20 protein-coding genes are annotated in these 19,817 nt (G+C 67.4%); 13 read left to right on the forward strand and 7 right to left on the reverse strand.

The window, feature by feature from the left end; genetic code table 11:
- The first annotated feature begins 10 nt into the window (after positions 1 to 10).
- Positions 11 to 1,216 (forward strand): hybrid sensor histidine kinase/response regulator, encoded by a 1,206-nt coding sequence (locus tag CAL15_RS07045; RefSeq protein WP_086077926.1) that lies wholly within the window; start codon positions 11 to 13, stop codon positions 1,214 to 1,216.
- Here CAL15_RS07045 and CAL15_RS07050 read toward each other — a convergent pair.
- Both CAL15_RS07050 and CAL15_RS07055 read right to left on the reverse strand, forming a co-directional pair.
- Positions 1,143 to 2,063, reverse strand: a complete 921-nt coding sequence (locus CAL15_RS07050; RefSeq protein WP_086077927.1) for a DUF72 domain-containing protein — start codon at positions 2,061 to 2,063, stop codon at positions 1,143 to 1,145. The two genes, CAL15_RS07045 and CAL15_RS07050, sit on opposite strands and share 74 nt — an antisense overlap.
- Positions 2,064 to 2,080: 17 nt before the next feature.
- Positions 2,081 to 2,413 carry a four-helix bundle copper-binding protein gene (locus tag CAL15_RS07055; protein ID WP_086077928.1) on the reverse strand — a complete coding sequence of 111 codons (333 nt, stop codon included), beginning with the start codon at positions 2,411 to 2,413 and terminating at the stop codon, positions 2,081 to 2,083.
- Between the two features lie 240 nt (positions 2,414 to 2,653).
- Between CAL15_RS07055 and CAL15_RS07060 the strand changes: the two genes are divergently transcribed.
- The 6 genes from CAL15_RS07060 to CAL15_RS07085 all read left to right on the forward strand — a co-directional run bounded on the left by CAL15_RS07060 (position 2,654) and on the right by CAL15_RS07085 (position 10,364).
- Positions 2,654 to 5,143 (forward strand): penicillin acylase family protein, encoded by a 2,490-nt coding sequence (locus tag CAL15_RS07060; RefSeq protein ID WP_086077929.1) that lies wholly within the window; start codon positions 2,654 to 2,656, stop codon positions 5,141 to 5,143.
- 504 nt (positions 5,144 to 5,647) lie between these two features.
- Complete coding sequence (locus tag CAL15_RS07065) at positions 5,648 to 6,772, forward strand: SpoIIE family protein phosphatase (RefSeq protein ID WP_232468209.1); 1,125 nt, start codon at positions 5,648 to 5,650, stop codon at positions 6,770 to 6,772.
- On the forward strand, positions 6,772 to 7,341 hold the full coding sequence (locus tag CAL15_RS07070) for a SiaB family protein kinase (protein WP_420042538.1): 570 nt from the start codon (positions 6,772 to 6,774) through the stop codon (positions 7,339 to 7,341). The genes CAL15_RS07065 and CAL15_RS07070 overlap by 1 nt, the downstream gene beginning before the upstream one ends.
- Before the next feature lie 18 nt (positions 7,342 to 7,359).
- On the forward strand, positions 7,360 to 7,749 hold the full coding sequence (locus tag CAL15_RS07075) for a DUF1987 domain-containing protein (RefSeq protein WP_086077931.1): 390 nt from the start codon (positions 7,360 to 7,362) through the stop codon (positions 7,747 to 7,749).
- 8 nt (positions 7,750 to 7,757) lie between these two features.
- Complete coding sequence (locus CAL15_RS07080) at positions 7,758 to 8,528, forward strand: GGDEF domain-containing protein (protein WP_086077932.1); 771 nt, start codon at positions 7,758 to 7,760, stop codon at positions 8,526 to 8,528.
- 189 nt (positions 8,529 to 8,717) lie between these two features.
- On the forward strand, positions 8,718 to 10,364 hold the full coding sequence (locus CAL15_RS07085) for a thiamine pyrophosphate-binding protein (RefSeq protein WP_086077933.1): 1,647 nt from the start codon (positions 8,718 to 8,720) through the stop codon (positions 10,362 to 10,364).
- 15 nt (positions 10,365 to 10,379) lie between these two features.
- On the opposite strand, the gene CAL15_RS07090 is transcribed toward CAL15_RS07085, so the two are convergent.
- Entirely contained in the window at positions 10,380 to 11,894 is a 1,515-nt protein-coding gene (locus tag CAL15_RS07090; RefSeq protein WP_086077934.1) for a CoA-acylating methylmalonate-semialdehyde dehydrogenase, read from the reverse strand.
- A gap of 122 nt (positions 11,895 to 12,016) precedes the next feature.
- On the opposite strand from CAL15_RS07090, the gene CAL15_RS07095 reads away from it, so the two are divergent.
- Positions 12,017 to 12,766: an IclR family transcriptional regulator gene (locus CAL15_RS07095; RefSeq protein WP_086077935.1), complete on the forward strand. Its 750-nt coding sequence runs from the start codon at positions 12,017 to 12,019 to the stop codon at positions 12,764 to 12,766.
- Positions 12,767 to 12,769: 3 nt separating this feature from the next.
- Here the strand turns inward: CAL15_RS07095 and CAL15_RS07100 are convergent, their stop codons facing one another.
- On the reverse strand, positions 12,770 to 13,915 hold the full coding sequence (locus CAL15_RS07100; protein ID WP_086077936.1) for a GGDEF domain-containing protein: 1,146 nt from the start codon (positions 13,913 to 13,915) through the stop codon (positions 12,770 to 12,772).
- Between the two features lie 199 nt (positions 13,916 to 14,114).
- Positions 14,115 to 14,543, reverse strand: coding sequence for a WapI family immunity protein (locus tag CAL15_RS07105; RefSeq protein WP_086077937.1), 429 nt, complete (start codon positions 14,541 to 14,543; stop codon positions 14,115 to 14,117).
- Between the two features lie 709 nt (positions 14,544 to 15,252).
- Between CAL15_RS07105 and CAL15_RS07115 the strand changes: the two genes are divergently transcribed.
- Positions 15,253 to 15,747 (forward strand): arsenate reductase ArsC, encoded by a 495-nt coding sequence (locus CAL15_RS07115; RefSeq protein ID WP_086077938.1) that lies wholly within the window; start codon positions 15,253 to 15,255, stop codon positions 15,745 to 15,747.
- Between the two features lie 12 nt (positions 15,748 to 15,759).
- On the opposite strand, the gene CAL15_RS07120 is transcribed toward CAL15_RS07115, so the two are convergent.
- On the reverse strand, positions 15,760 to 16,365 hold the full coding sequence (locus tag CAL15_RS07120) for a TetR/AcrR family transcriptional regulator (RefSeq protein ID WP_086080975.1): 606 nt from the start codon (positions 16,363 to 16,365) through the stop codon (positions 15,760 to 15,762).
- A 99-nt stretch (positions 16,366 to 16,464) separates the two neighbouring features.
- Between CAL15_RS07120 and CAL15_RS07125 the strand changes: the two genes are divergently transcribed.
- Positions 16,465 to 17,205, forward strand: coding sequence for an SDR family NAD(P)-dependent oxidoreductase (locus CAL15_RS07125; protein WP_086077939.1), 741 nt, complete (start codon positions 16,465 to 16,467; stop codon positions 17,203 to 17,205).
- Positions 17,206 to 17,218: 13 nt separating this feature from the next.
- Here the strand turns inward: CAL15_RS07125 and CAL15_RS07130 are convergent, their stop codons facing one another.
- Positions 17,219 to 17,860 (reverse strand): HD domain-containing protein, encoded by a 642-nt coding sequence (locus tag CAL15_RS07130; protein WP_086077940.1) that lies wholly within the window; start codon positions 17,858 to 17,860, stop codon positions 17,219 to 17,221.
- Positions 17,861 to 17,986: 126 nt separating this feature from the next.
- Here CAL15_RS07130 and CAL15_RS07135 point away from each other — a divergent pair, with 126 nt between their 5' ends.
- The 3 genes from CAL15_RS07135 (at position 17,987) to CAL15_RS24375 (ending at position 19,738) form a co-directional block, all read left to right on the forward strand.
- The gene (locus CAL15_RS07135; RefSeq protein WP_086077941.1) at positions 17,987 to 18,967 is read left to right on the forward strand and encodes a GlxA family transcriptional regulator; all 981 of its coding nucleotides are present in this window, start codon (positions 17,987 to 17,989) and stop codon (positions 18,965 to 18,967) included.
- A 143-nt stretch (positions 18,968 to 19,110) separates the two neighbouring features.
- The gene (locus tag CAL15_RS07140) at positions 19,111 to 19,545 is read left to right on the forward strand and encodes a hypothetical protein (RefSeq protein ID WP_198299167.1); all 435 of its coding nucleotides are present in this window, start codon (positions 19,111 to 19,113) and stop codon (positions 19,543 to 19,545) included.
- Between the two features lie 16 nt (positions 19,546 to 19,561).
- On the forward strand, positions 19,562 to 19,738 hold the full coding sequence (locus CAL15_RS24375; RefSeq protein ID WP_157666620.1) for a hypothetical protein: 177 nt from the start codon (positions 19,562 to 19,564) through the stop codon (positions 19,736 to 19,738).
- Positions 19,739 to 19,817: the final 79 nt, after the last annotated feature.

Consider the following 19,817-nt stretch of genomic DNA (forward strand, 5'->3'; position numbering starts at 1 on the left):
AGCCTACGGAGTGTCCTCCGACATCAACATCCTCGTCGTCGACGACGTGGAGCAGAACCTGATCGCCATGGAGGCGGTGCTGGCCCGCCCGGGCCTGAGAATACGCAAGGCTTCATCAGGGGTGGAGGCGCTCGAGATCCTGCTGGCCGAGGACGTCGCGCTGGCGCTGGTCGATGTGCAGATGCCGCAGATGGACGGCTTCGAACTGGCTGAACTGATACGCGGCAGCGAGCGCACCCGCAACATTCCGCTGATCTTCCTGACGGCCGCGGCGCTGGACCGCGACCATTATTTCCGCGGCTACGAGGCGGGCGCGGTCGACTTCCTGTACAAGCCCATCGACCCGCGCGTGCTGGGCAGCAAAGTCAACGTGTTCGTCGAGCTGTACACGCAGCGCGCCACGCTGGACAGCCAACTGCAGGCCCTGCGCCGCGCGCTGCACCTGAACGAGCTGTTCACAGCCGTGCTGGGGCATGACCTGCGCAACCCCTTGTCGGCGGTGATGAATGCGTCGGCCATCCTGACCAAGCTGTCCGAACACCCCATGGCCGTGTCGGCGGCGCAGCGCATCCAGCAGACCACGGTGCGCATGTCCAAAATGGTGGAGCAACTGCTGGACGTGGCGCGCATCCGTTCCAGCGGACTGGTGCTGCAGGTCCGGTCCACCGACTATGCCGAGGTCTGCCGCCACATCGTCGAAGAGCTTTCCGTCGCCGCGCCCGAGCGCGTGCGCCTCGAGGTGCGGGGCGACGTGATGGGCGAGGCGGATCCCGACCGGCTCGCGCAGGTGGTGTCCAACCTGGTCGGCAATGCGTTGCAGCACGGCGAGGCCGATTCGCCCATCTGGGTCGAGGTGGACGGCAACCATGCCGAGCGCCTGACCGTGCGCGTCAGCAATCGCGGCGTGATCCCGCAGCACCAGCTGTACAAGGTGTTCGAGCCCTTTCAGTCGGGGGTGCTGCAGCGCGGCCCGGATCATGGCCAGGGCCTGGGGCTGGGGCTTTACATCGTCAAAAGCTTCGTCGAGGCCCACGGCGGCAAGGTGGGCGCGCAGTCCGCGGCGCCCCAGGGAACGGAGTTCCATTTCACCATTCCGCGCCGCGTGCCGGCCGGCGGCGCGCCGCAGGCCGACCCGCTGGGCCTCAGGGCGGCGGGTCTGGCGCCAGAGGCAGTCCCAGCAATCGCGCCAGCGATCTCGCGTCGCCCGGCGCCTTGACCTTCATGTCGTTGTCGAAATAGCAGTAGACGTCGCGCGGCTTGCCCGTCGCGTGGGCGCCGCCGGCACGCCGCGCCCCGCGGGGCTCGCGGCCGCCGGACCAGGCGCGGATGCGCCGGGCCCAGTCGCGCAGCGCCTCGGGCGTGTAGCCGCTGGCATACAGTTCGGCGTCGCCGTGCAGGCGCAGGTACGCGAAGTCCGCGGTCACGTCTTCCAGCAGCGGCCATTTGCCGGCCGTGTCGGCAGTGACCAGCGCCACGCCGTAGTGCCGCAGCATGTCGACGAACTCCCGGCTCGCGAAGCTCTCGTGGCGCACTTCCATGGCGTGCCGCAGGCTGCGCGTCGGTCCCGGCGGCGGCATGGGCTGGCCGGCGACCCGGGCATCGTGCCGGCGCGCCAGCGCCTCGGCCTCGTCCGTGTCGCGCGGCAGGCATTTCAGGAAAGCCTCCACCAGGTCCGGGTCGTAGCGCAGCGAGGGGGGCAGCTGCCACAGGAACGGTCCCAGCTTGTCGCCCAGCTCGAACATGCCGCTGGCGAAGAAGCGCGCGAGCGACTGGCCCGGTTCGCGCAGCCGCTTCACGTGCGTGATGTAGCGTCCGCCCTTGACGCTGAACACGAATCCGCGCGGCGTGGCGTCACGCCACTGCGCGAAGCGCTCGGGCCGCTGCAGGCTGTAGAACGTTCCGTTGATCTCGATGGTCGGCACCTGGTGCGAGGCGTAAGCCAGTTCCTGCGCCTGCTTCAGGTCCTCGGGGTAGAACGTGCCGCGCCACGGGCCATACCGCCATCCCGAGATCCCTATGCGGATCGACGCCGCGGCATCCGAACGTTGGGTGGAGGAACTCATGCTTCGGCGGGCCCCGCTCAGCTTGCCATGCGTTCGCAGGCATCCGCGCAGCGGCGGCACATCGCGGCGCACCCGTCCATGCCGTCCAGCGCATCGCAGCTGTCGGCGCATTGACGGCAGATCGAGGCGCAATCGGCGCAGACGTGGCGGTGATGCGGAACGCCTATCAGCATCATCTGCGCGGCGGTGTGGCACATCTGCGCGCAGGCCAGCATCAGGCGGAAGTGCCCGGGTTCGGTATGGCGTCCGCCCGTGGGCAGGCAATGCCGCATGGCCATGCCCAGGCAGCTTTGATGGCAGGCCAGGCATTCGTCGATGCACTGCTGCATTTCGGTGGATATCTCTTCCATGTCGGGCTCCCGGAAAAATGAATGCGGACCTCGCTGCCAGCAAGCGTCGTTCCAGCGCAGGGGGATGCCACTCAACACATCTGTAACGACGAAGGAAACAGCCGCTTTCGGTCAAACGCCGTAATGTTCTGCGGTTGGCGCCGAACGCGGCATCCCGTTCCATAAGCTTCACGCCGCGTCCCGGTTCCGTCGAGCCCGCGACCGCGGCCGCGGGCTACCTACCGGAGGGAGAGAGAGAGCATGCATCCATTGAAGCGTTGCGCCAGCCTGTGCCTGGCCGTGGGATTGCTTGGGTTCCTGGGCGGCTGCGCCACCCGCGGCGGCGACCAGGCCGCCATCGACATGCCGGGGCTGACGCAGCCCGTCGAGATCGTGCGCGACAAGCACGGCGTGTCGCACATCTATGCGCAGAACGAGCACGACCTGTTCTATGCGCAGGGCTTCGCGGCCGCGCGCGACCGCCTGTGGCAGCTGGACCTGTGGCGCCGCCAGGGCGAGGGCAAGATGGCTGAGCAGTTCGGCCCGCGCTTCATCGAACAGGACCGCGCCGCCCGCATGTTCCTCTATCGCGGCGACCTCGAGGCGGAGTTCGCCAGTTATCACCCGCGCGGCAAGGCCATCCTGACGTCTTTCGCCGCCGGCATCAACGCCTATGTGGATTGGGTGAAGGCGCATCCCGAACAGATGCCTGAAGAGTTCCGCCTGACCGGCACGCGGCCCGGCTACTGGAGCCCGCAGACCTCGCTGATCCGCCTGTTCGGCCTTACGCGCAACGTGACCAGCGAGGTCAGGCTGTCGCAGCAGATCGCCGCGCTGGGCCTGAACGCCGTGCAGAACCTCAGCGTGTTTGAACCGCCGATCGCGCTGCAGGTGCCGGCCGGGCTGGACGTGCGCACCATCAACCAGAACATCCTGGCCAGTTATCAGCTGGCTCGCAACGGCCAGCCCTTCACCGCGGCCGACTTCCCGAACAGCCCGCTGGGCATGGCGGAACGAAGCAAGCTGGCGGAAACGCTGTCGTCGACGCGCCTGGCGGCGATGGATCCGCAGTTCGATCCCATGACGCCGCGCTACGAGAGCAACAACTGGGTCCTGGCCGGCCAGCGCACGGCCACCGGCAAGCCCATCCTGGCCGGCGACCCCCACCGCGCCATCGCCATGCCGTCGCTGCGCTACATGGTGCACCTGAATGCGCCCGGCTGGAACGTGATCGGCGCCGGCGAGCCCGCCTTGCCCGGGGTGTCCATGGGCCACAACGACCGCATCGCCTTCGGCCTGACCATCTTCGCGTTCGGCGACGAGGAGGACCTGTATGTCTACGACATCAACCCGCTCAATCCGAACCAGTACCGCTATCGCGGCGGCTGGGAAGACATGCGCACGGTGAACGAGACCATTGCAGTGCGCGGGCAGGGCAGCGTGCAGGGCGCGGTGAAGTTCACGCGCCACGGCCCCGTGCTGTTCGAGGACAAGGCCAACCGCAAGGCATACGCGCTGCGCGCCGCTTACCTCGAGTTTCCGGGTACGGCCGCCTATCTGGCCAGCCTGCGCCTGAACCAGGCGCAGAACTGGAGCGAGTTCGTGGCCGGCATGCAGCGCCACTACACGCCCAGCGAGAACATGGTGTATGCCGACGTGGACGGCAACATCGGCTGGTTCGGCGGCAGCATCGCGCCCATCCGGCCGCGCCAGGACTGGTCCGGCATGCTGCCCGTGCCGGGCGACGGCACGTACGAATGGAATGGCTTCCTGAATCCCAACGCCTTGCCCACGCTGCAGAACCCGCCCGAGGGCTACATCGCCACCGCCAACGAATTCAACCTGCCCAAGGACTACGCCTATACCGAGATGTCCGGGCGCTCGTGGGCGGAGCCATTCCGCGTGCTGCGCATCCGCGAGGTGCTGAGCGGCGCGCAGGGCGCGACGGTGCAGCAGTCGCAGCAACTGCAGTTCGACAATCTCTCGCTGCCGGCGCGCCGCATGGCCGAGTTCGCGCGCGGCCTGAACTCGGCGGATCCGCGCGTGATGGACGGCCTGGAACTGCTGAAAGACTGGGACGGCCGTATGGAAGTCGACTCGCGCGCGGCGACGGTGTATTCGTTCTGGATGCCCGAAGTGATCTCGCGCGTGACCGGCTTGTACGTGCCCGCCAATGGCCGCGCGATCTTCGGCAACCTGGCCACGGGCAAGGTGCTGGAAAAACTGGCCAGTCCGGATGCGACCTTCGGCCCCCGTCCGCAAGAAGGACGCGACGCGCTGCTGCTGGCCGCGCTGGCGGACGGTATGACCAAGCTGCGCGCCCAGGCCGGCAACGACACGTCGAAGTGGGAGTGGGGCAACCTGCATCACATCCAGTTCAATCACGCGCTGGCGCCTCTGCTCAGCCCGCAGACCGCACAGGCGTACGCCACCCCGCGCTATCCGGTGGGCGGCGACAACGATACCGTGCATCGTGCCACTTTCCGTCGGTCCGATTTTCGCGTGACCAGCGGGGCGTCCTATCGCCAGGTCATCGACGTGTCGAACTGGGACAACTCGGTGGCGCAGAACGTGCCCGGCCAGTCGGCCGACCCGCGCAGCCCGCACTACAAGGACCTGATCGAAGGCTGGGCCAAGGGCGAGTACTTCCCGATGGCGTTCAGCCGCGCCAAGGTCGAAAGCGAGGCCGGCGACAAGGTGCTGCTGCGGCCGGCCCCGAGCCGCACGGCGCCGGCGTCCGCGCCGCGCTGATACACGCCTGCCGGACAGGGCAGGGCGGATACGTCGGTTTCGCCGTATCCGTCCTGGCCGAAGAACCGGCCGCCAGGGTGGCGCGCGAACCGTCCCCCGCTATAATGCCGCCCGGGTACGTTCAGGTTTCGCGGCAGGCACAGCGGGGCGCACGGCGCGGTTGGGCAGGCATCGAAAACAATAAAAGGGCAGGCCCAGGCGATGAGGCATGTGTCCGCACGTGGCACTCTCATCAGACTCACACAGGTCCCCAGGCTTTCTGTCTCGGCGGACGGTGCCCTCATGCCTGGATAAATGTATCATTCCGTAGCCAAATCCCATCGGCTGTCACACGGCCTACATATCGAAGACTTAGCATCCAGCGTAATTCAGCCGGATGATCAGGTTATGCACGCAGCGTTCACCCATTTCCGTCGTCCCGATACGCCGGGAGGCCATCGCTGCGCGGGCGACCTCTGCCACGAAATGCCCACCATCGATGTGTCGGGCACCAACTCGATGGTCATGGATGTCTTCTCGTCCCGCCGCGACATGACCAGCCTGGCCGTCGTCGAAGACGACCGGCCCATCGGGCTGATCAACCGCAACATCTTCCTGTCTCAGATGAGCAAGCCATTTCATCGCGAGCTCTACGACAAGAAGAGCTGCATCGCCTTCATGGACAAGGAACCGCTGATTGTCGATGCCGGCATGAGCATCGAGGAACTGACGTTCAAGACGGTCGAGTTCGGCGAAAAGGCGCTGGCCGACGGTTTCATCGTCACGCGCGACGGGCGCTTCGCCGGGCTGGGCAACGGCCTGCAGCTGATGAGCGCGGTCGCGTCGATGCAGGCCGAAAAGAACCGCCAGATCATGCAGAGCATCGAGTACGCCAGCGTGATCCAGCGCGCCATGCTGCGCGTCTCGCGCGAAGCGCTCGCCTCCACGCTGCAGGACGCGGCGCTGGTCTGGCAGCCGCGCGACGTGGTCGGCGGCGACTTCTATCATTTCGCGCCTCATGCCGACGGCTGGTTCGGCGCGGTGGCCGACTGCACGGGCCACGGCGTGCCGGGCGCCTTCATGACGCTGATCGCATCCTCGGCGCTGTCCAAGGCGCTGGAGCAGCTCGGCCCGCGCGACCCGGCGGCGCTGCTGTCGGCGGTCAACCGCAGCGTCAAGGGACTGCTGGGGCAGGTGCATGGCGTCGACGAGACGCCCGAGTCGGACGACGGGCTCGACGCCGCGTTCTTCTGGTTCGACAAGCAGCGCCACGAGCTGCGCTTCGCCGGCGCGCGCATCGCCGTGCACGTGCTGCCTCCCGGCGCCGAGAAGTTCGAATCGGTGGCCGGCCAGCGCATGGGCGTGGGCTATGTCGACAGCCACGCCGACTACACGTGGACCGAAGTCCGCATCGAACTGCCGCCGGGCAGCCTGCTGTTCATCACCACCGACGGGCTGACCGACCAGATCGGCGGCCCGCGCAAGATCGGCTTCGGCAAGCGCCGTGCATGCGAGGCCATCCTGGCGCACCGCGGCGCGTCCGCCCACGCCATCTGCGAACAACTGAAGCAGGCGCTGGCGCAGTGGCAGGGCTCTCAGGCCCGCCGCGACGACGTCACCTTATTTTGTGCCCGCATTCAGGAACATTGATGAATATCGAGCATTTGCTAGGCCGGGACAGCGCGTTCTTCGAACTGGCCCAGCGTCGCAACGTGATTTTCTATCACAAGGGATACTTCTCCCACAGCATCATCGCGGCGATGGCCGAGGTCGTGAAACTGCAGCTCGAGGTCTCGGGGGTCAGCGGTCCCACGCGTCGCAAGCTGTTCTCGTCCTTCGTCGAGCTGTCGCAGAACATCATCCACTACTCGTCCGACGCGCTGGTGCCGGGAGGCCCGACCACCGGCGCGCTGCGCGAGGGCGCGGTGTGCATCACCGCCGACGGCGACCGCCACCTGATGCTGTGCGTGAACCCGATGTCGACCGCCGACGTGGGCACGTTGCGCGACAAGCTGGAGCCCCTGCGCACCATGTCGCTGGAACAGATCAAACAGGCATACAAGGTATCATTGCGTGCCGAGACTCCCGAGGACAGCAAGGGCGCCGGACTGGGCTTCCTGACCATGGCGCGCGACGCCAGCGCTCCCCTGGAGTTCGCGTTCCATCCCCGCGCCGACGATCCCGACACCACCCTGTTCTGCCTGAAGGCCATCATCTAAGCAAGATCGACACGAGCCATGGACAATCTGTATATCGCCGCTACGGCAACGTCTCCCGAAGTCGATTTTCGCTTCGACCAACACCTGCTGGCGCTGTCCGGGGAGTCCTACCCCGAGAACGCCGCGGCCTTCTATGCCCCCATCATCGAACAGCTGCGCGCCTATCTGGCCGGCTGCGACGGCACCACGATCACCGCCAACGTGGCGCTGTCCTATTTCAACAGCTCCAGCACCAAGATGCTGTTCAGCATCTTCGATGCGCTGAACGAAGCCGCGGAGTCGGGCAACCGCGTGATGCTCAACTGGTATCACGACGATGAAGACGAGACCATTCTCGAGTTCGGCGAAGAACTGCAGGCCGACTTCACCGCCATCGACTTCACCGACCGCCCGGTTTCCGCACGATAAGGATATCGATGCCAGCTTCTGGTTTCCCCCAGGATGCCGCTACGAGCGGCGCACCGGACCTGTTCAAGAGCGAGAACGAAGCGCTCGAGAAAGCCCGCGCGGCCTTCGACACGGCGTCCGCGGACGGGCAGCACTACAGGCAGTCGCTGGGTGAGCTGATCGGGCATTTCGAACGCCTGATGCGCGAAACCAGGCGCCTGATCGGCCGCAGCGACCGCGCCGAGCGCGAGATGCACGCGCTCAACATCCAGCTGCAGGCCCTGGCCCAGCAGCTCGAATACCGCGCCACGCACGATGCCCTGACCGGCGTGTTGAACCGCAGCGCGGTCATCGAGCTGGCCAGCAAGGCGCTGGCAGAGGGCAGCGCCGTGATGATCGTGCTGGACATCGACCACTTCAAGCGCATCAACGACGAGTTCGGCCATCCCGCGGGCGACGCGGTCATCCTGGGCATCGTCACCTGCCTGCGCCGCATCGTCGGCGATGCCGGCATCATCGGCCGGGTGGGCGGCGAAGAGTTCACCGTGCTGCTGCCGGGCTACGAACTCGACCAGGCCGTCGAGCTGGCCGACGCCATGCGCGACGCCATCGCCACCCATCGCTTCTCGGTGCCGGTCGAGCGCCAGATCACGGCCAGTTTCGGGCTCAGCGCCAACCAGGGCGGCACCGATTTCGACACCGCCTACGGCGCGGCCGACGCGGCCCTGTACGCCGCCAAGCGCGCGGGACGCAATCGCGTCGAAGTCGCCGCCAGCACGGAGCCGGGCGGCGCGGCCTGAGGCGGCCGCTCGCCGCTGGCGCGCTCCAGTCACGTCTTTCGTCGCTGCCCGCCGGCCGGGCAGGGCGTTGCGCCGAGGCCCGAACTGGGCCAGTATGCCTGGCTGCGGACGAAGCATCGAGCCGTCCGCCAACGATCCGATTCCATCATGCCGACGCCTGCCCGGCGCGGCGCAGCCGGAGCCTCGTCCATGCCAGCAGCCCACCTCGTCACCGACGCCTTGTCGCGCGCCGGCGTCAAGACGGTATTCAGTCTGTCCGGCAACCAGATCATGCCGATCTACGATGCGTGCATCGATGCCGGCATCCGCATCGTGCACGTGCGCCACGAGGCCGCGGCGGTGTACATGGCCGATGCATGGGCGCAGCTCACCGGAGAGATCGGCGTGGCGCTGCTGACCGCGGCGCCGGGCATTACCAACGGCCTGTCGCCGTTGTACTCCGCGCGCATGGCCGAGAGCCCGGTGCTGGTGCTGTCTGGCGATTCGCCGCTGTCGGCCGACGGCATGGGCGCATTCCAGGAGCTGGCGCAGACGGACATCACCCGGCCGCTGGTCAAGCATGCCGTGCGCTGCACGCGGGCCGGCGCGATGGGCAGCGACGTGGCGCAGGCCATCACCGTGGCGCTGTCGGGCAGGCCGGGGCCGGTGCACGTGGCCTTGCCCTTCGATCTGCTGCAGCAAGAGGTTGCCGAGACGGACGCGATACGTCCGCACGTGCCGCGCCGCCAGCGCACCGAACTGCCGGCCGACCGCGCACAGGCCATCGTGCGGCGCCTGGCCGCAGCCAGCCGTCCGCTCGTGCTGGTGGGGCCGATGCAGAACGCCAGCCGCGCGGGCGATCGCCTGCGCGTGGCCCGGCAGGCCCTGCAGGCGCCCGTCGTTCCCATGGAAAGCCCGCGCGGCCTGCGCGATCCGTCGTTGGGCGCCTTCGCTGGCGTGCTGGCGGAAGCGGACCTCGTCGTCCTGCTGGGCAAGCCGCTGGATTTCACGGTGGCGCACGGCCGCGCGCCGTCGTTCGCGCCAGGCGCCGACGTCATCGTGGTGGATCCGGACGAAGCGCTGGTCCGGCGCGCCATCCAGGTGTTGGGGCCACGCCTGCATGCGCATGCGGCGGCCGACGCCGATGCGGCGCTGGAGGCGCTGTGCGAAGCGGCCGGCGCGGTCGACTCGCGCGAAACCTGGATGGCCCGCGTGGACGCAGCCATCGCCACGCGTGTGCTGGCGTCGACGCCGAATGACAAGGACACAGCCGGCAAACCGCGCTCGCAGGCGGTGTGCGAGGCGGTGCAGGAGTTCCTGCGGCAGGCGACAGACCCCATCCTGATCTGCGACGGCGGCGAGTTCGGCCAGTGGGCGCAGGCCTACTGCACGGCGCCCACGCGCGTGGTCAACGGCGTGTCCGGCGCCATAGGCGGGTCGCTGTGCTATGCGGTCGCCGCGAGCCTGGCGCGGCCGGACGCCACCGTGGTGGCCCTGCTGGGCGACGGCACGGCGGGATTCCACCTGTCGGAGTACGAGACCGCGGCGCGCGAGGGCGCGCGCTTCGTGGCGGTGGTGGGCAACGACGCGCGCTGGAATGCCGAGCACGTCATCCAGCTGCGCGAGTACGGCGCGCATCGCCTGTATGGCTGCGCGCTCGGCACCAGCGTCCGCTATGACGCGGCTGCGCAGGCGCTGGGCGGGCATGGCGCGCACGTGGCCAGTACAGCCGCGCTGGCCGCGGCGCTGGCCGAGGCGCTCGCCACCGGCCTGCCGGCATGCGTCAACGTGGAGATCGACGGTCAGGCCGCGCCGGTGTTCGCCTCGGGCGGCATCCTGGGGCAGGGGCCGCACTGAGGCGCGGGCAGGCGGCTATTTGGCGGTAGGCATGGCGAACTCCGCGCCCTTGCCGATGCTTTCCGGCCAGCGCTGCATGATGGACTTCTGGCGCGTATAGAAGCGCACGCCTTCTTCGCCATAAGCATGCATGTCGCCGAACAGGCTCTTCTTCCAGCCGCCGAAGCTGTGCCAGGCCATGGGCACCGGGATGGGCACGTTGATGCCCACCATGCCCACCTTGATCTGGCGCGAGAACTCGCGGGCCACGTTGCCGTCGCGGGTATAGCAGGCCACGCCATTGCCGAACTCGTGCGCGTTGATAAGGCGCACGGCTTCGGCGAAGTCGGGCACGCGCACGCAGCACAGCACCGGCCCGAAGATCTCTTCGCGATAGATCTTCATCTCGGGGGTCACGTGGTCGAACAGCGTGCCGCCGGTGAAGAAGCCCGACTCGTGTCCCGGCACCTTGAAGCCGCGTCCGTCCACCACCAGCCTGGCGCCTTCCTCGACTCCCGCGGCGATGTAGCCCTCAATGCGTTCCAGCGCCTGGCGGGTCACGATGGGACCCATCTCGGCATCGAGCTCCATGCCGTTCTTGATGACCAGCGAGCTTGCGCGGTCGGCCAGCTTGGGCATGACGCGGTCCGCCGCCTCGCCCACCAGCACGGCCACCGAGATGGCCATGCAGCGTTCGCCCGCGCTGCCATAGGCCGCGCCGATGAGGCCGTCCACTACCTGGTCCAGGTCGGCGTCGGGCATGACCACCATGTGGTTCTTGGCGCCGCCCAGCGCCTGCACGCGCTTGCCGTTGCGCGCGCCGGTCTCGTAGATGTATTGGGCGATGGGCGTGGAACCCACGAAGCTCAGCGCCTCGACGTCCGGATGGTGCAGCAGCGCGTCGACGGCTTCCTTGTCGCCGTTGACCACGTTGAACACGCCGCCGGGCAGGCCGGCCTCGGTAAGCAGGCGCGCCATGAACAGGCCCGCCGAAGGGTCGCGTTCGCTGGGCTTGAGCACGAAGGTGTTGCCGCAGGCCAGCGCCACCGGAAACATCCAGCACGGCACCATGCACGGGAAGTTGAAGGGCGTGACGCCCGCCACCACGCCCAGCGGCTGGCGCATGGTCCAGTTGTCGATGCCGGTGGACACCTGGTCGGTGTAGTCGCCCTTGAGCAGTTGAGGAATGCCGCAGGCGAACTCGACGATTTCGATGCCGCGCGTGACCTCGCCCTGGGCGTCCGTGAACACCTTGCCGTGTTCGGCGGTGATGATGGCGGCCAGTTCGTCGCGCTGCTCGTTCAGCAGGGCGAGGAATCGGTTGAGGACGCGCGCGCGGCGGATCGGCGGCGTGGAGGACCAGCCGGGCAGGGCGGCGCGAGCCGCGGCGACGGCGGCGTCGACCTCGGCCGCGCTGGCCAGCGACACCTGCCGCGCAACCTGGCCCAGGGCGGGGTTGTAGACGTCGGCGCTGCGGCCGCTGCTGCCTGGCACGGTCTTGCCGTTGATGTAGTGACCCAGCGTTCCCTGGTGTGCGTATGCCTGCGGCATGGTCGAATTCTCCGATGGTCCAGTGGCGTGCATTGCGCGCCGCTGGCGATGATTCAGCGTTGACTTGTGTTCGGTTCGTTCAATATAATGAACGACGTTCATAACTCAGAACAAAAGGTAGCATGACTGATCCCGCGAGTAAAGCGCCGGCGGTGGCGCGGGCCTTTGCCATCCTCGATGCGCTGGCTGCCAGCACGCGGCCGCTGGGCATTGCCGATCTGGTGCGCCAGTTGGGCATGCCCAAGAGCACCACGCACGGCCTCATCCATACCCTCGTCGCCGAAGGCGCCATTCGCCCCGAGAACGGCGGATACCGGCTCGATTCGCGCGTGCTGCCATGGGCCACCGGCTTTAGTCAGCAGAACGAAATGGTGGGACGGTTCCTGCAGCTGGTCGAGGCCGAGCCGGCGCTGGAAGGCGAGACCGCCATGCTCTCGGTCATCGATGGCGTGGACGTGCTGTACGTCGCCACGCGGCCTGGCAGCAAGCCGCTGTCGGTCAACTTCAAGCCGGGCGTGCGCATCCCGTTGCAATGCACGGCGTCCGGCAAGGCGATGCTGTCGGTGCTGGACGAGGCTGAACGCGCCCCGCGTATCGCGGCGCTGCGCTTCGAGACGTTGACGGCCCACAGCCTGGCCGACCCGCAGGCCGTGGCGCAGGCCCTGGTGCAGGTGCGCGCGCAGGGCTATGCCACCGATGACGAGGAAACCGCGCAGGGCCTGCTGTGTCTGGGCGCCGCCGTGCGGGACGCGCACGGGCAGCCCGTGGCAGGCGTGGCGGTCAGCGTGGTGAAGTCGACGGTGGATGCGGCGCGGCGCCAGGCGCTGCAGGACGGCATCATCAACCTGTCTCACCGGCTGTCGTTGGCCTGACGCCTACCAGGCCACCCGGTTGCGCCCCAGCTGTTTGGCTTGATAGAGCTTCTGGTCCGCCAACTGGTAGGCGGCGTCCCACGAGGCGCCCGGCTCCACCATTACGACGCCCAGGCTGATGGTTACGGGCGAGCCCGCGTCCGGCGCGGTGACGGACCCGGCGACCTCGGCGCGCAGCCGCTCGGCGCAGCGCAGCGCCGCGTCCAGGCTCACGCCAGGCATGAATACCGCGAATTCTTCCCCGCCCAGGCGCCCCAGTATGTCCTCCTTGCGCAGCGCCCGCGCCAGGCAGTCCGCCACCGTGGACAGGATGCGGTCTCCAGCGGGATGCCCGTGGCGGTCGTTGATCTGCTTGAAATGGTCCACGTCGGCCAGTATCAATGCCGATCCGCTGGCGTTGCGGGCAAGCCGCTGCCGCGTGCGAAGTTCGAAGCCCCGGCGGGTGAGCACTCCCGTCAGCCAATCGCGGTCACGGTCGCGCGTGGCTTCGTCGATCAGGTCGCTGACCACCGCGAACAGCAGCACCAGCGCCAATGCGATGCCGAATAGCGCGAGCGACAACTGCAGCGCCTGCCAGAAGACCGATTCGGCGAAGGCGCGCGCACCCACGGGCGCTGTGCCGCCCAGCGTGAGCACGGTACGGGGGATGAACTGCGCGCCCAGTCCCAGCACGACCCAGAACAGCAGCTTGTCCGGCATGCGCTCGCGCGGTGCGCCCGCCAGGCGCACCGACGCCATCAGGAAAAGCAGGCCGTAGCCGCCGTTCTGCAGATACACGCGCGCCAGCAGGTTGCGGTCGACGTAGAAGAAGTACCAGAGTCCCGCCATGATGAGCAGGACGTAGGCGGCGCAGGCCGCCCAGGGGAACGGCCGCCGCGCCCGCAGCAGGATGCCTTGCACCGCCAGGCAGACGGCGGCGGAATAGAAGAATCCGGACACGAGCGCATTGGCGCCGGTGTCCGAGGGCATACTCAGGATCTGGCTGCACGCCCCCGCGCCGAAGCTGAAACAGGCCGCGGCCAGGCACAGCAGATGGGCGCGCCGCTGATAGCCCGCCCACACCGACGCGAAGGCCACCCCGAACAGGATCAGGACCGTCGGGGTGATGAGCGATAGCGAAACGCGTATGAGCGTGCCCTTCGTCTCCATGCCTGTGGAATTCTTGTGTGGAGCGATCGTCTCGCATGGCGGGGAAGCGGCCAGGGACGCGCCATGCCGGCGGGCCGCTCCGCCGGGCCCGCCTGGAAAGCCGACAAGTGTAGAACACGTGCGATGCCGCCCGGGCGGCGCGATGGCATAGCGGAGGGATGAGCTTGGCCGAAGGCCGGTCTTGGAGCGGGGCGGGGCGTTACTCGAAGGCGGCAAGCTGGCGGAGGCCTGAGATCATGCCGGGGAGAAAGGTCTGGTCGATCGGAACTGAACCGATCAGCCGTATCCCGTTCGCCGGCTCCGACCACACCGCAAAGGTCAGCCTCACGGCGCCCCGCGGCAGGTCGATCAACGTCAGGTCGAGGTCCAGAATGCCTTCCATGGCGCGATACTCCACCGGCCGGGGTTTGCGGCAGCCCTGGATGGAGGCGTACATCTTCTCGATGTCCTGGATAAGAACCTCGATCTCGCCGCGCATCATTTCCGATTCTTTCTCCGCGCGGATGTGCGGCACGGACGCCATCATCCGCACCGCAATCCAATCATGGCGGCGCTCGTTCTCCCTGTCGGGCCGGCAGAACAAGGGCTCAATGCTGAGGGCGAAGTCGCCGGCGGGAATGTCGAACATGGCGATCTACTTGTACAAGAAATGCAATATGGTCCAGTCCGATTCTCGGACGATCACATCGAGTGCGTACTCGCGGTACTCGTATTTTTGCAAGGCACGGTTGAACACAAGCCGATGTATGGATATTTGGTACCGGAATGCCGTACTGCCTCGGGGATCTTGCGTACGTCGTCCGTAGCGTATCGCTTTTTCAAGCAACTGCACGGGAACATACCGTCCGGCTCAAGCATATGGCGCGCCGGTGCATCTGCGAACTTCAATGCCGCCGGGCTCAGCCCCCGTCTCAGCCGCGCGCGCAACAGCGCACGGGCCGTCGCGCCGACATAGGTCGCAGCGGTAATTCCCCCGCGCGTGAGAAATGGACCCACTGCGCGAATCCCTGCCCTGAAGTGCCTGGCTACGGACAGACCCGTCAGAAATCCGAGGGTCGGATCGATGAGCGGCGCTTCCAACGGCGCTTCCTCGATCGTGGCGAACCTCCCGTCGGCATCGTACAAGTGCCAGACGCCTTCGGTACGTTGAACGGAGTATCCGATGCAGAGACCCAGTTCCTCGTCCAGGATCGGTGATGCTCCCTGCGGTAGAGGGGTAGCGGGCTCCACATATTTGCAAACATCGTGATGTCCAATGACGCAACCCGCCCGGCAGCCCCATTGCTGCTCCGCCGCCAGCGGGCAGTTTCCGCACAATCCTGATGCCGAGGTCTGCAATGCCGGACAAGCTCTACCACGTACTGTTCGTTTGCACGGGCAATTCCGCCCGATCCATCCTGGCCGAGGGCCTGCTCAACGGAATGGGCAAGGGCCGATTCCAGGCCCATTCGGCCGGCAGCCATCCTCGCGGCGAGGTTCATCCGCTGGCGCTGGCCACGCTCCAGCGGCTGCGCATGCCGGCCACCGGCTACCGCAGCAAAAGCTGGGATGAGTACGCCGGGCCCGACGCGCCGCCGATCGATTTCATCATCACGGTCTGCGACAACGCGGCCGGCGAAATGTGCCCGGTGTGGCCGGGCCAGCCCATGTCGGCGCACTGGGGCGTGCCGGATCCGGCCGCGGTATTGGGTTCCGAAGAGTCGCGCACGAAGGCATTTCAGGAAGCCGCCGTGATACTCAAGCGGCGCATCGAACTGTTCCTGTCGCTGCCGCTGTCGCGCCTGAACGCGATGGCTACCCAGCGTGAACTGCAGGACATCGGCAAGGCCTGAGACAGGCCGGAGTCATCGGCCAATAAGCCCGGCCCACGCGCTCAGCGCGGCGCGGGCCACGGTTTCCAGCTCGGACTGGCTGGCGCCGTCTCGCGCCTGTATCGACATGCCTTGCTGCACCGTCACGTAGAAACGGGCGATGGCGCGCAGGTCCGCGCTCGGGGGGATTTCTCCGGTGTCGACTCCGCGAGCCAGCAATTCGGCCAGGCTGCCCACGTTCGCCATGCGGCGGCTCGACAGCTCGCCGCGCACCGGCTCGCCGGCGTCGCCGGCCTGCAGGGCGCACAGCACGACCAGGCAGCCGGCGGGCTTGTCCGCGCGGGTGTACAGGCGGGCCGACGCCATCAGCAGCCGCTGCACCGCTTCGAAGGCCGTGGAAGCCCGCAGCACCGATTCCATCAGCTCGCCGCCCTCCGTCGTTTCGTACAGGCCCAGCGCCTCGCGGAACAAGGCTTCCTTCGACCCGAAGGCGGCGTACAGGCTGGGCGCGGCGATGCCCATGGCGTCGGTGAGGGCGGCCATGGAGGCCCCTTCATATCCCTTTTCCCAGAACACTTCCATGGCGCGATACAGCGCCTGGCGCCTGTCGAAACTTCTTGGTCGGCCCCGTTCGGCCATGCCATACTCCATTTAATTTAACGATCATTATAGAATTCATTCTACGGCGTGACCCTCGCCGTGCGAATTCGTATCGATCAAACACCCAAGGAGTGTGCCATGTCGTCCCTCGAAGGAAAAAAAGCCTATGTCACCGGCGCCAGCCGCGGTATCGGCGCGGCCATCGCCCGCCGGCTCGCCGCCGAAGGCGCTGACGTCGCGGTGGGCTATGAACGTTCGGCCGAGCAGGCCGAGGCCGTGGTGCGGCAGATACGCGATGGCGGGCGCCGCGCCGTGGCCATCCAGATGGACGCGGCGGACCCGGCCTCCATCCAGCGCGCGGTGGACAGCGCCGCGGCGGAACTGGGCGGCCTGGACATCCTGGTAAACAATGCGGGCATCTGGCGCGGCGGCCCGATCGAGTCGATGACGCTGGAGGACGTGGACACCGTGCTGGCCGTCAACGTGCGCGCGGTCGTGCTGGCTTCGCATGCCGCGCTGGCCTACCTGCCCGAAGGCGGACGCATCATCTCCACCGGCAGCAATCTGGCCATGCGGGTGCCGGAGCCGGGCATGAGCCTGTATGCCCTGAGCAAGTCGGCGCTGGTGGGCTGGACGCAGGGCCTGGCGCGCGACCTGGGCGAACGCGGCATCACCGTCAACGTCGTCCATCCCGGCTCGACCGACACCGACATGAACCCGGCCACGGGCCCGCAGGCAGAGGGGCAGCGGCAGCGCATGGCCATCAAGCGCTACGGCCGCGCGGAGGACGTTGCCGCCCTGGTCGCCTTCCTGGCGGGCCCCGAAGCCGGGTCCATCAACGGCACCGGCCTCACGGTGGATGGCGGCGCCAACGCGTAAAGCCCGACACGCCTCAACTCGCCCAGCGAGACCCGCGTATGACCGAGCAGAAGTTGCCCGGCCGGAACGACGGGTCCTTATTCGCCAGCACGTCGGCCTTCACGTTGCCGAATGTGGTGTCCGGCTTGTGCCTGATGCCATCGTAGAAGGCCTGGATGATGTTCTCCTTGAATCGATCGCCGCGCGGATGGGCGGCGACGATGGCCTCGCGCTCGGCATCGGTGTATTCCGGATAGGTCAGGCCCAGCACATCCATTTCGACGCCGGCGGTCACCAACGCGACCACGGGATGCATGTGCTGCGGGATGCCGGGCGTGGTGTGCAGTGCGATTGCGGTCCAGACAGTGTCGATGTCCTGCTGGCTGATGCCGTGTGCGCGCAGGAAGTCGCGCGCGGCATTGGCGCCGTCCACCTCGAAGCGCTCGCATGCGCTGCTGTGCCGGTGGGTCAGGCCCAGGTCGTGGAACATGCAGCCGCAGTACAGAAGCTCTGGATCGAACTTCAGGCCGCGCCGCCTGCCGGCCAGCGCGCCGAAGTAATAGACCCGGCTGGAATGGTGGAACAACAGCGGCGAGGCCGTGTCCCGGATCAGTTCGGTGATTTCGCGGGCGAGTTGGCTGTCGGGGATCTCGACCCCTTTTAGGTTCAGGCTCATTCGATGACTCCAGTTGGAACGGTCACGTCCATTCTGGGCATGCCGCCGCATGGCATCAATTGACGTAGTACGTCATATACTGCCATCTTGTGCGATTCCGCGACATGCGGCAGATATCCCTCAGTCATGGCCCGAACCATCGCCATTCTTGCCTTGCCCGGCGTTCAATTGCTGGACGTGTCCGGCCCATTGGACGTCTTCGCGCAGGCCAACATCGAGGCGCGCCGCGAGGTCTACGCCCTGCAGGTCGTGGCCTGCGAGCCCGGGCCCGTCCGCAGTTCGTCTGGCGTGCGTCTGCTGCCGGACGTGGTCGTGGGCGAAACGGGACACCGGTTCGACACGCTGCTGGTGGCCGGCGCGCCGAACGCGCCGCGCATGCTGTTGAACAACGCCATCCTCGGCTGGCTCCGCACGCGCGCGGTCCAGGCGCGTCGCTATGGCTCCGTCTGCACCGGCGCCTTCGTGCTGGCCGCCGCCGGATTGCTCGATGGCCGGCGCGCTACCACGCATTGGGCGGCGGCCGACGCGTTGGCCGAAGCCTATCCCACTACCTGCGTTGAACACGACGCGCTGTATGTGCGCGACGGCAAGGTGCGTACCGCGGCGGGCGTCACCGCCGGCATGGATCTGGCGTTGGCCCTGGTCGAGGAAGATCTGGGCCGGGACGTGGCCACTGGCGTGGCGGCCCAGCTGGTGATGTATTTCAAGCGGCCCGGCGGGCAATTGCAGTTCAGCCGTACCGGCACGGCAGGCGTAGGCGGGCGGTCCGTACTGCAAGAGGTGCAGCGGTGGGTCGTCGCCAATCCTTCCTTGCCGCAGTCCGTTACATCGCTGGCCGAGCGCGCCGGCATGAGCCCGCGCCATTTCGCCCGGCTGTTTCATGCGGAGGTGGGAATCACGCCTGCGGCCTGGGTGGAGCTGGCTCGCGTCACGGCCGCGCGGACGATGCTGGAACAGGGCAGTGTTCCGCCCAAGCTGGTGGCGGCGCGCTGCGGCTTCGCCAATGCCGATACGCTGCGCAGGGCCTTCGTGAAGCACGTGGGCATCACGCCCGCCGAATATCGGCGGCACCATGGCGCGGGCCGCCCGGCCGATGAAAGCGTCTGAAACGGGCGCAGCACCTGCTTACCACGCAGAGCCATTGCTTACCCCACGCGCCCCTCGCGTGGGTAAGATGGGTTCGCCGGATTTCCGCTACGAACAACAAGGCAGGCGCTCGCGCCGCGGCCGGAATTTTGACGGAGGTATACATGCGTAAAAGTGTGCAAGGTCTATTGGTCCCTCTGCTGCTGGCGGCCGCGCTGGGTACGGCGCACGCTCAACTGCAGACCCGGGGCGAAAGCGCGACGCCGGCGGCGACGAATGCCAATGCGCAGGCGGACGGCGCCCAGAAGGCCCGCAGCCCCATCGTGGTGGACGGCACCGGCTGGATGCGGGCCACGGCCGATGAGCGCCGCGCCTTCCTGGTCGGCGTGGCCAACATGATCGTGGCCGAGACCGCCTATGCCAAGCGCAGGAACATCGACCCGCCTGGCGCCGGCACGCGCATCACCCAGACCATGGGCAGCATGAACCTCTGGCAGGTCTCCGAACGCATTACCGCATGGTACGGAGCCAATCCCGACAAGCTCAGCACCCCGGTCATGGGCGTGATCTGGCGCGACCTGGCCGACAAGTCCAAGTAATTCGAAGGAGAACACTATGAAAAAGGCTAGCTACACTCTCGCGGCCCTCGCGCTGGCCGTGATTCTTAGCGGCTGCGCCACCGCGGCCGGCGGCCTGATCGGCGGCGGCGTCGACCGCGCCTCGGGCGGTGACGGCACGTCGGGCGCCATGATCGGCGCGGGCGCCGGCATGATGATCGATATCTTCGATTGATGCGGGCGCGCGTCGTCCCGACGCGCACCGGAAAGAGCCCGGAGCGGCGATGGCGCCCGGGCCGTGTTAGCGGCGCCGC

Source organism: Bordetella genomosp. 13 (assembly GCF_002119665.1).
Taxonomy (GTDB): Bacteria; Pseudomonadota; Gammaproteobacteria; order Burkholderiales; family Burkholderiaceae_B; genus Bordetella.

Bases quoted from the DNA above. Each gene is read 5' to 3' on its own strand.
- CAL15_RS07050 (WP_086077927.1), bottom strand. From the start codon at position 2,063: ATGAGTTCCTCCACCCAACGTTCGGATGCCGCGGCGTCGATCCGCATA.
- CAL15_RS07055 (WP_086077928.1), bottom strand. From the start codon at position 2,413: ATGGAAGAGATATCCACCGAAATGCAGCAGTGCATCGACGAATGCCTG.
- CAL15_RS07060 (WP_086077929.1), top strand. From the start codon at position 2,654: ATGCATCCATTGAAGCGTTGCGCCAGCCTGTGCCTGGCCGTGGGATTG.
- CAL15_RS07065 (WP_232468209.1), top strand. From the start codon at position 5,648: ATGGATGTCTTCTCGTCCCGCCGCGACATGACCAGCCTGGCCGTCGTC.
- CAL15_RS07070 (WP_420042538.1), top strand. From the start codon at position 6,772: ATGAATATCGAGCATTTGCTAGGCCGGGACAGCGCGTTCTTCGAACTG.
- CAL15_RS07075 (WP_086077931.1), top strand. From the start codon at position 7,360: ATGGACAATCTGTATATCGCCGCTACGGCAACGTCTCCCGAAGTCGAT.
- CAL15_RS07080 (WP_086077932.1), top strand. From the start codon at position 7,758: ATGCCAGCTTCTGGTTTCCCCCAGGATGCCGCTACGAGCGGCGCACCG.
- CAL15_RS07085 (WP_086077933.1), top strand. From the start codon at position 8,718: ATGCCAGCAGCCCACCTCGTCACCGACGCCTTGTCGCGCGCCGGCGTC.
- CAL15_RS07090 (WP_086077934.1), bottom strand. From the start codon at position 11,894: ATGCCGCAGGCATACGCACACCAGGGAACGCTGGGTCACTACATCAAC.
- CAL15_RS07095 (WP_086077935.1), top strand. From the start codon at position 12,017: ATGACTGATCCCGCGAGTAAAGCGCCGGCGGTGGCGCGGGCCTTTGCC.
- CAL15_RS07100 (WP_086077936.1), bottom strand. From the start codon at position 13,915: ATGGAGACGAAGGGCACGCTCATACGCGTTTCGCTATCGCTCATCACC.
- CAL15_RS07105 (WP_086077937.1), bottom strand. From the start codon at position 14,543: ATGTTCGACATTCCCGCCGGCGACTTCGCCCTCAGCATTGAGCCCTTG.
- CAL15_RS07115 (WP_086077938.1), top strand. From the start codon at position 15,253: ATGCCGGACAAGCTCTACCACGTACTGTTCGTTTGCACGGGCAATTCC.
- CAL15_RS07120 (WP_086080975.1), bottom strand. From the start codon at position 16,365: ATGGCCGAACGGGGCCGACCAAGAAGTTTCGACAGGCGCCAGGCGCTG.
- CAL15_RS07125 (WP_086077939.1), top strand. From the start codon at position 16,465: ATGTCGTCCCTCGAAGGAAAAAAAGCCTATGTCACCGGCGCCAGCCGC.
- CAL15_RS07130 (WP_086077940.1), bottom strand. From the start codon at position 17,860: ATGAGCCTGAACCTAAAAGGGGTCGAGATCCCCGACAGCCAACTCGCC.
- CAL15_RS07135 (WP_086077941.1), top strand. From the start codon at position 17,987: ATGGCCCGAACCATCGCCATTCTTGCCTTGCCCGGCGTTCAATTGCTG.
- CAL15_RS07140 (WP_198299167.1), top strand. From the start codon at position 19,111: ATGCGTAAAAGTGTGCAAGGTCTATTGGTCCCTCTGCTGCTGGCGGCC.
- CAL15_RS24375 (WP_157666620.1), top strand. From the start codon at position 19,562: ATGAAAAAGGCTAGCTACACTCTCGCGGCCCTCGCGCTGGCCGTGATT.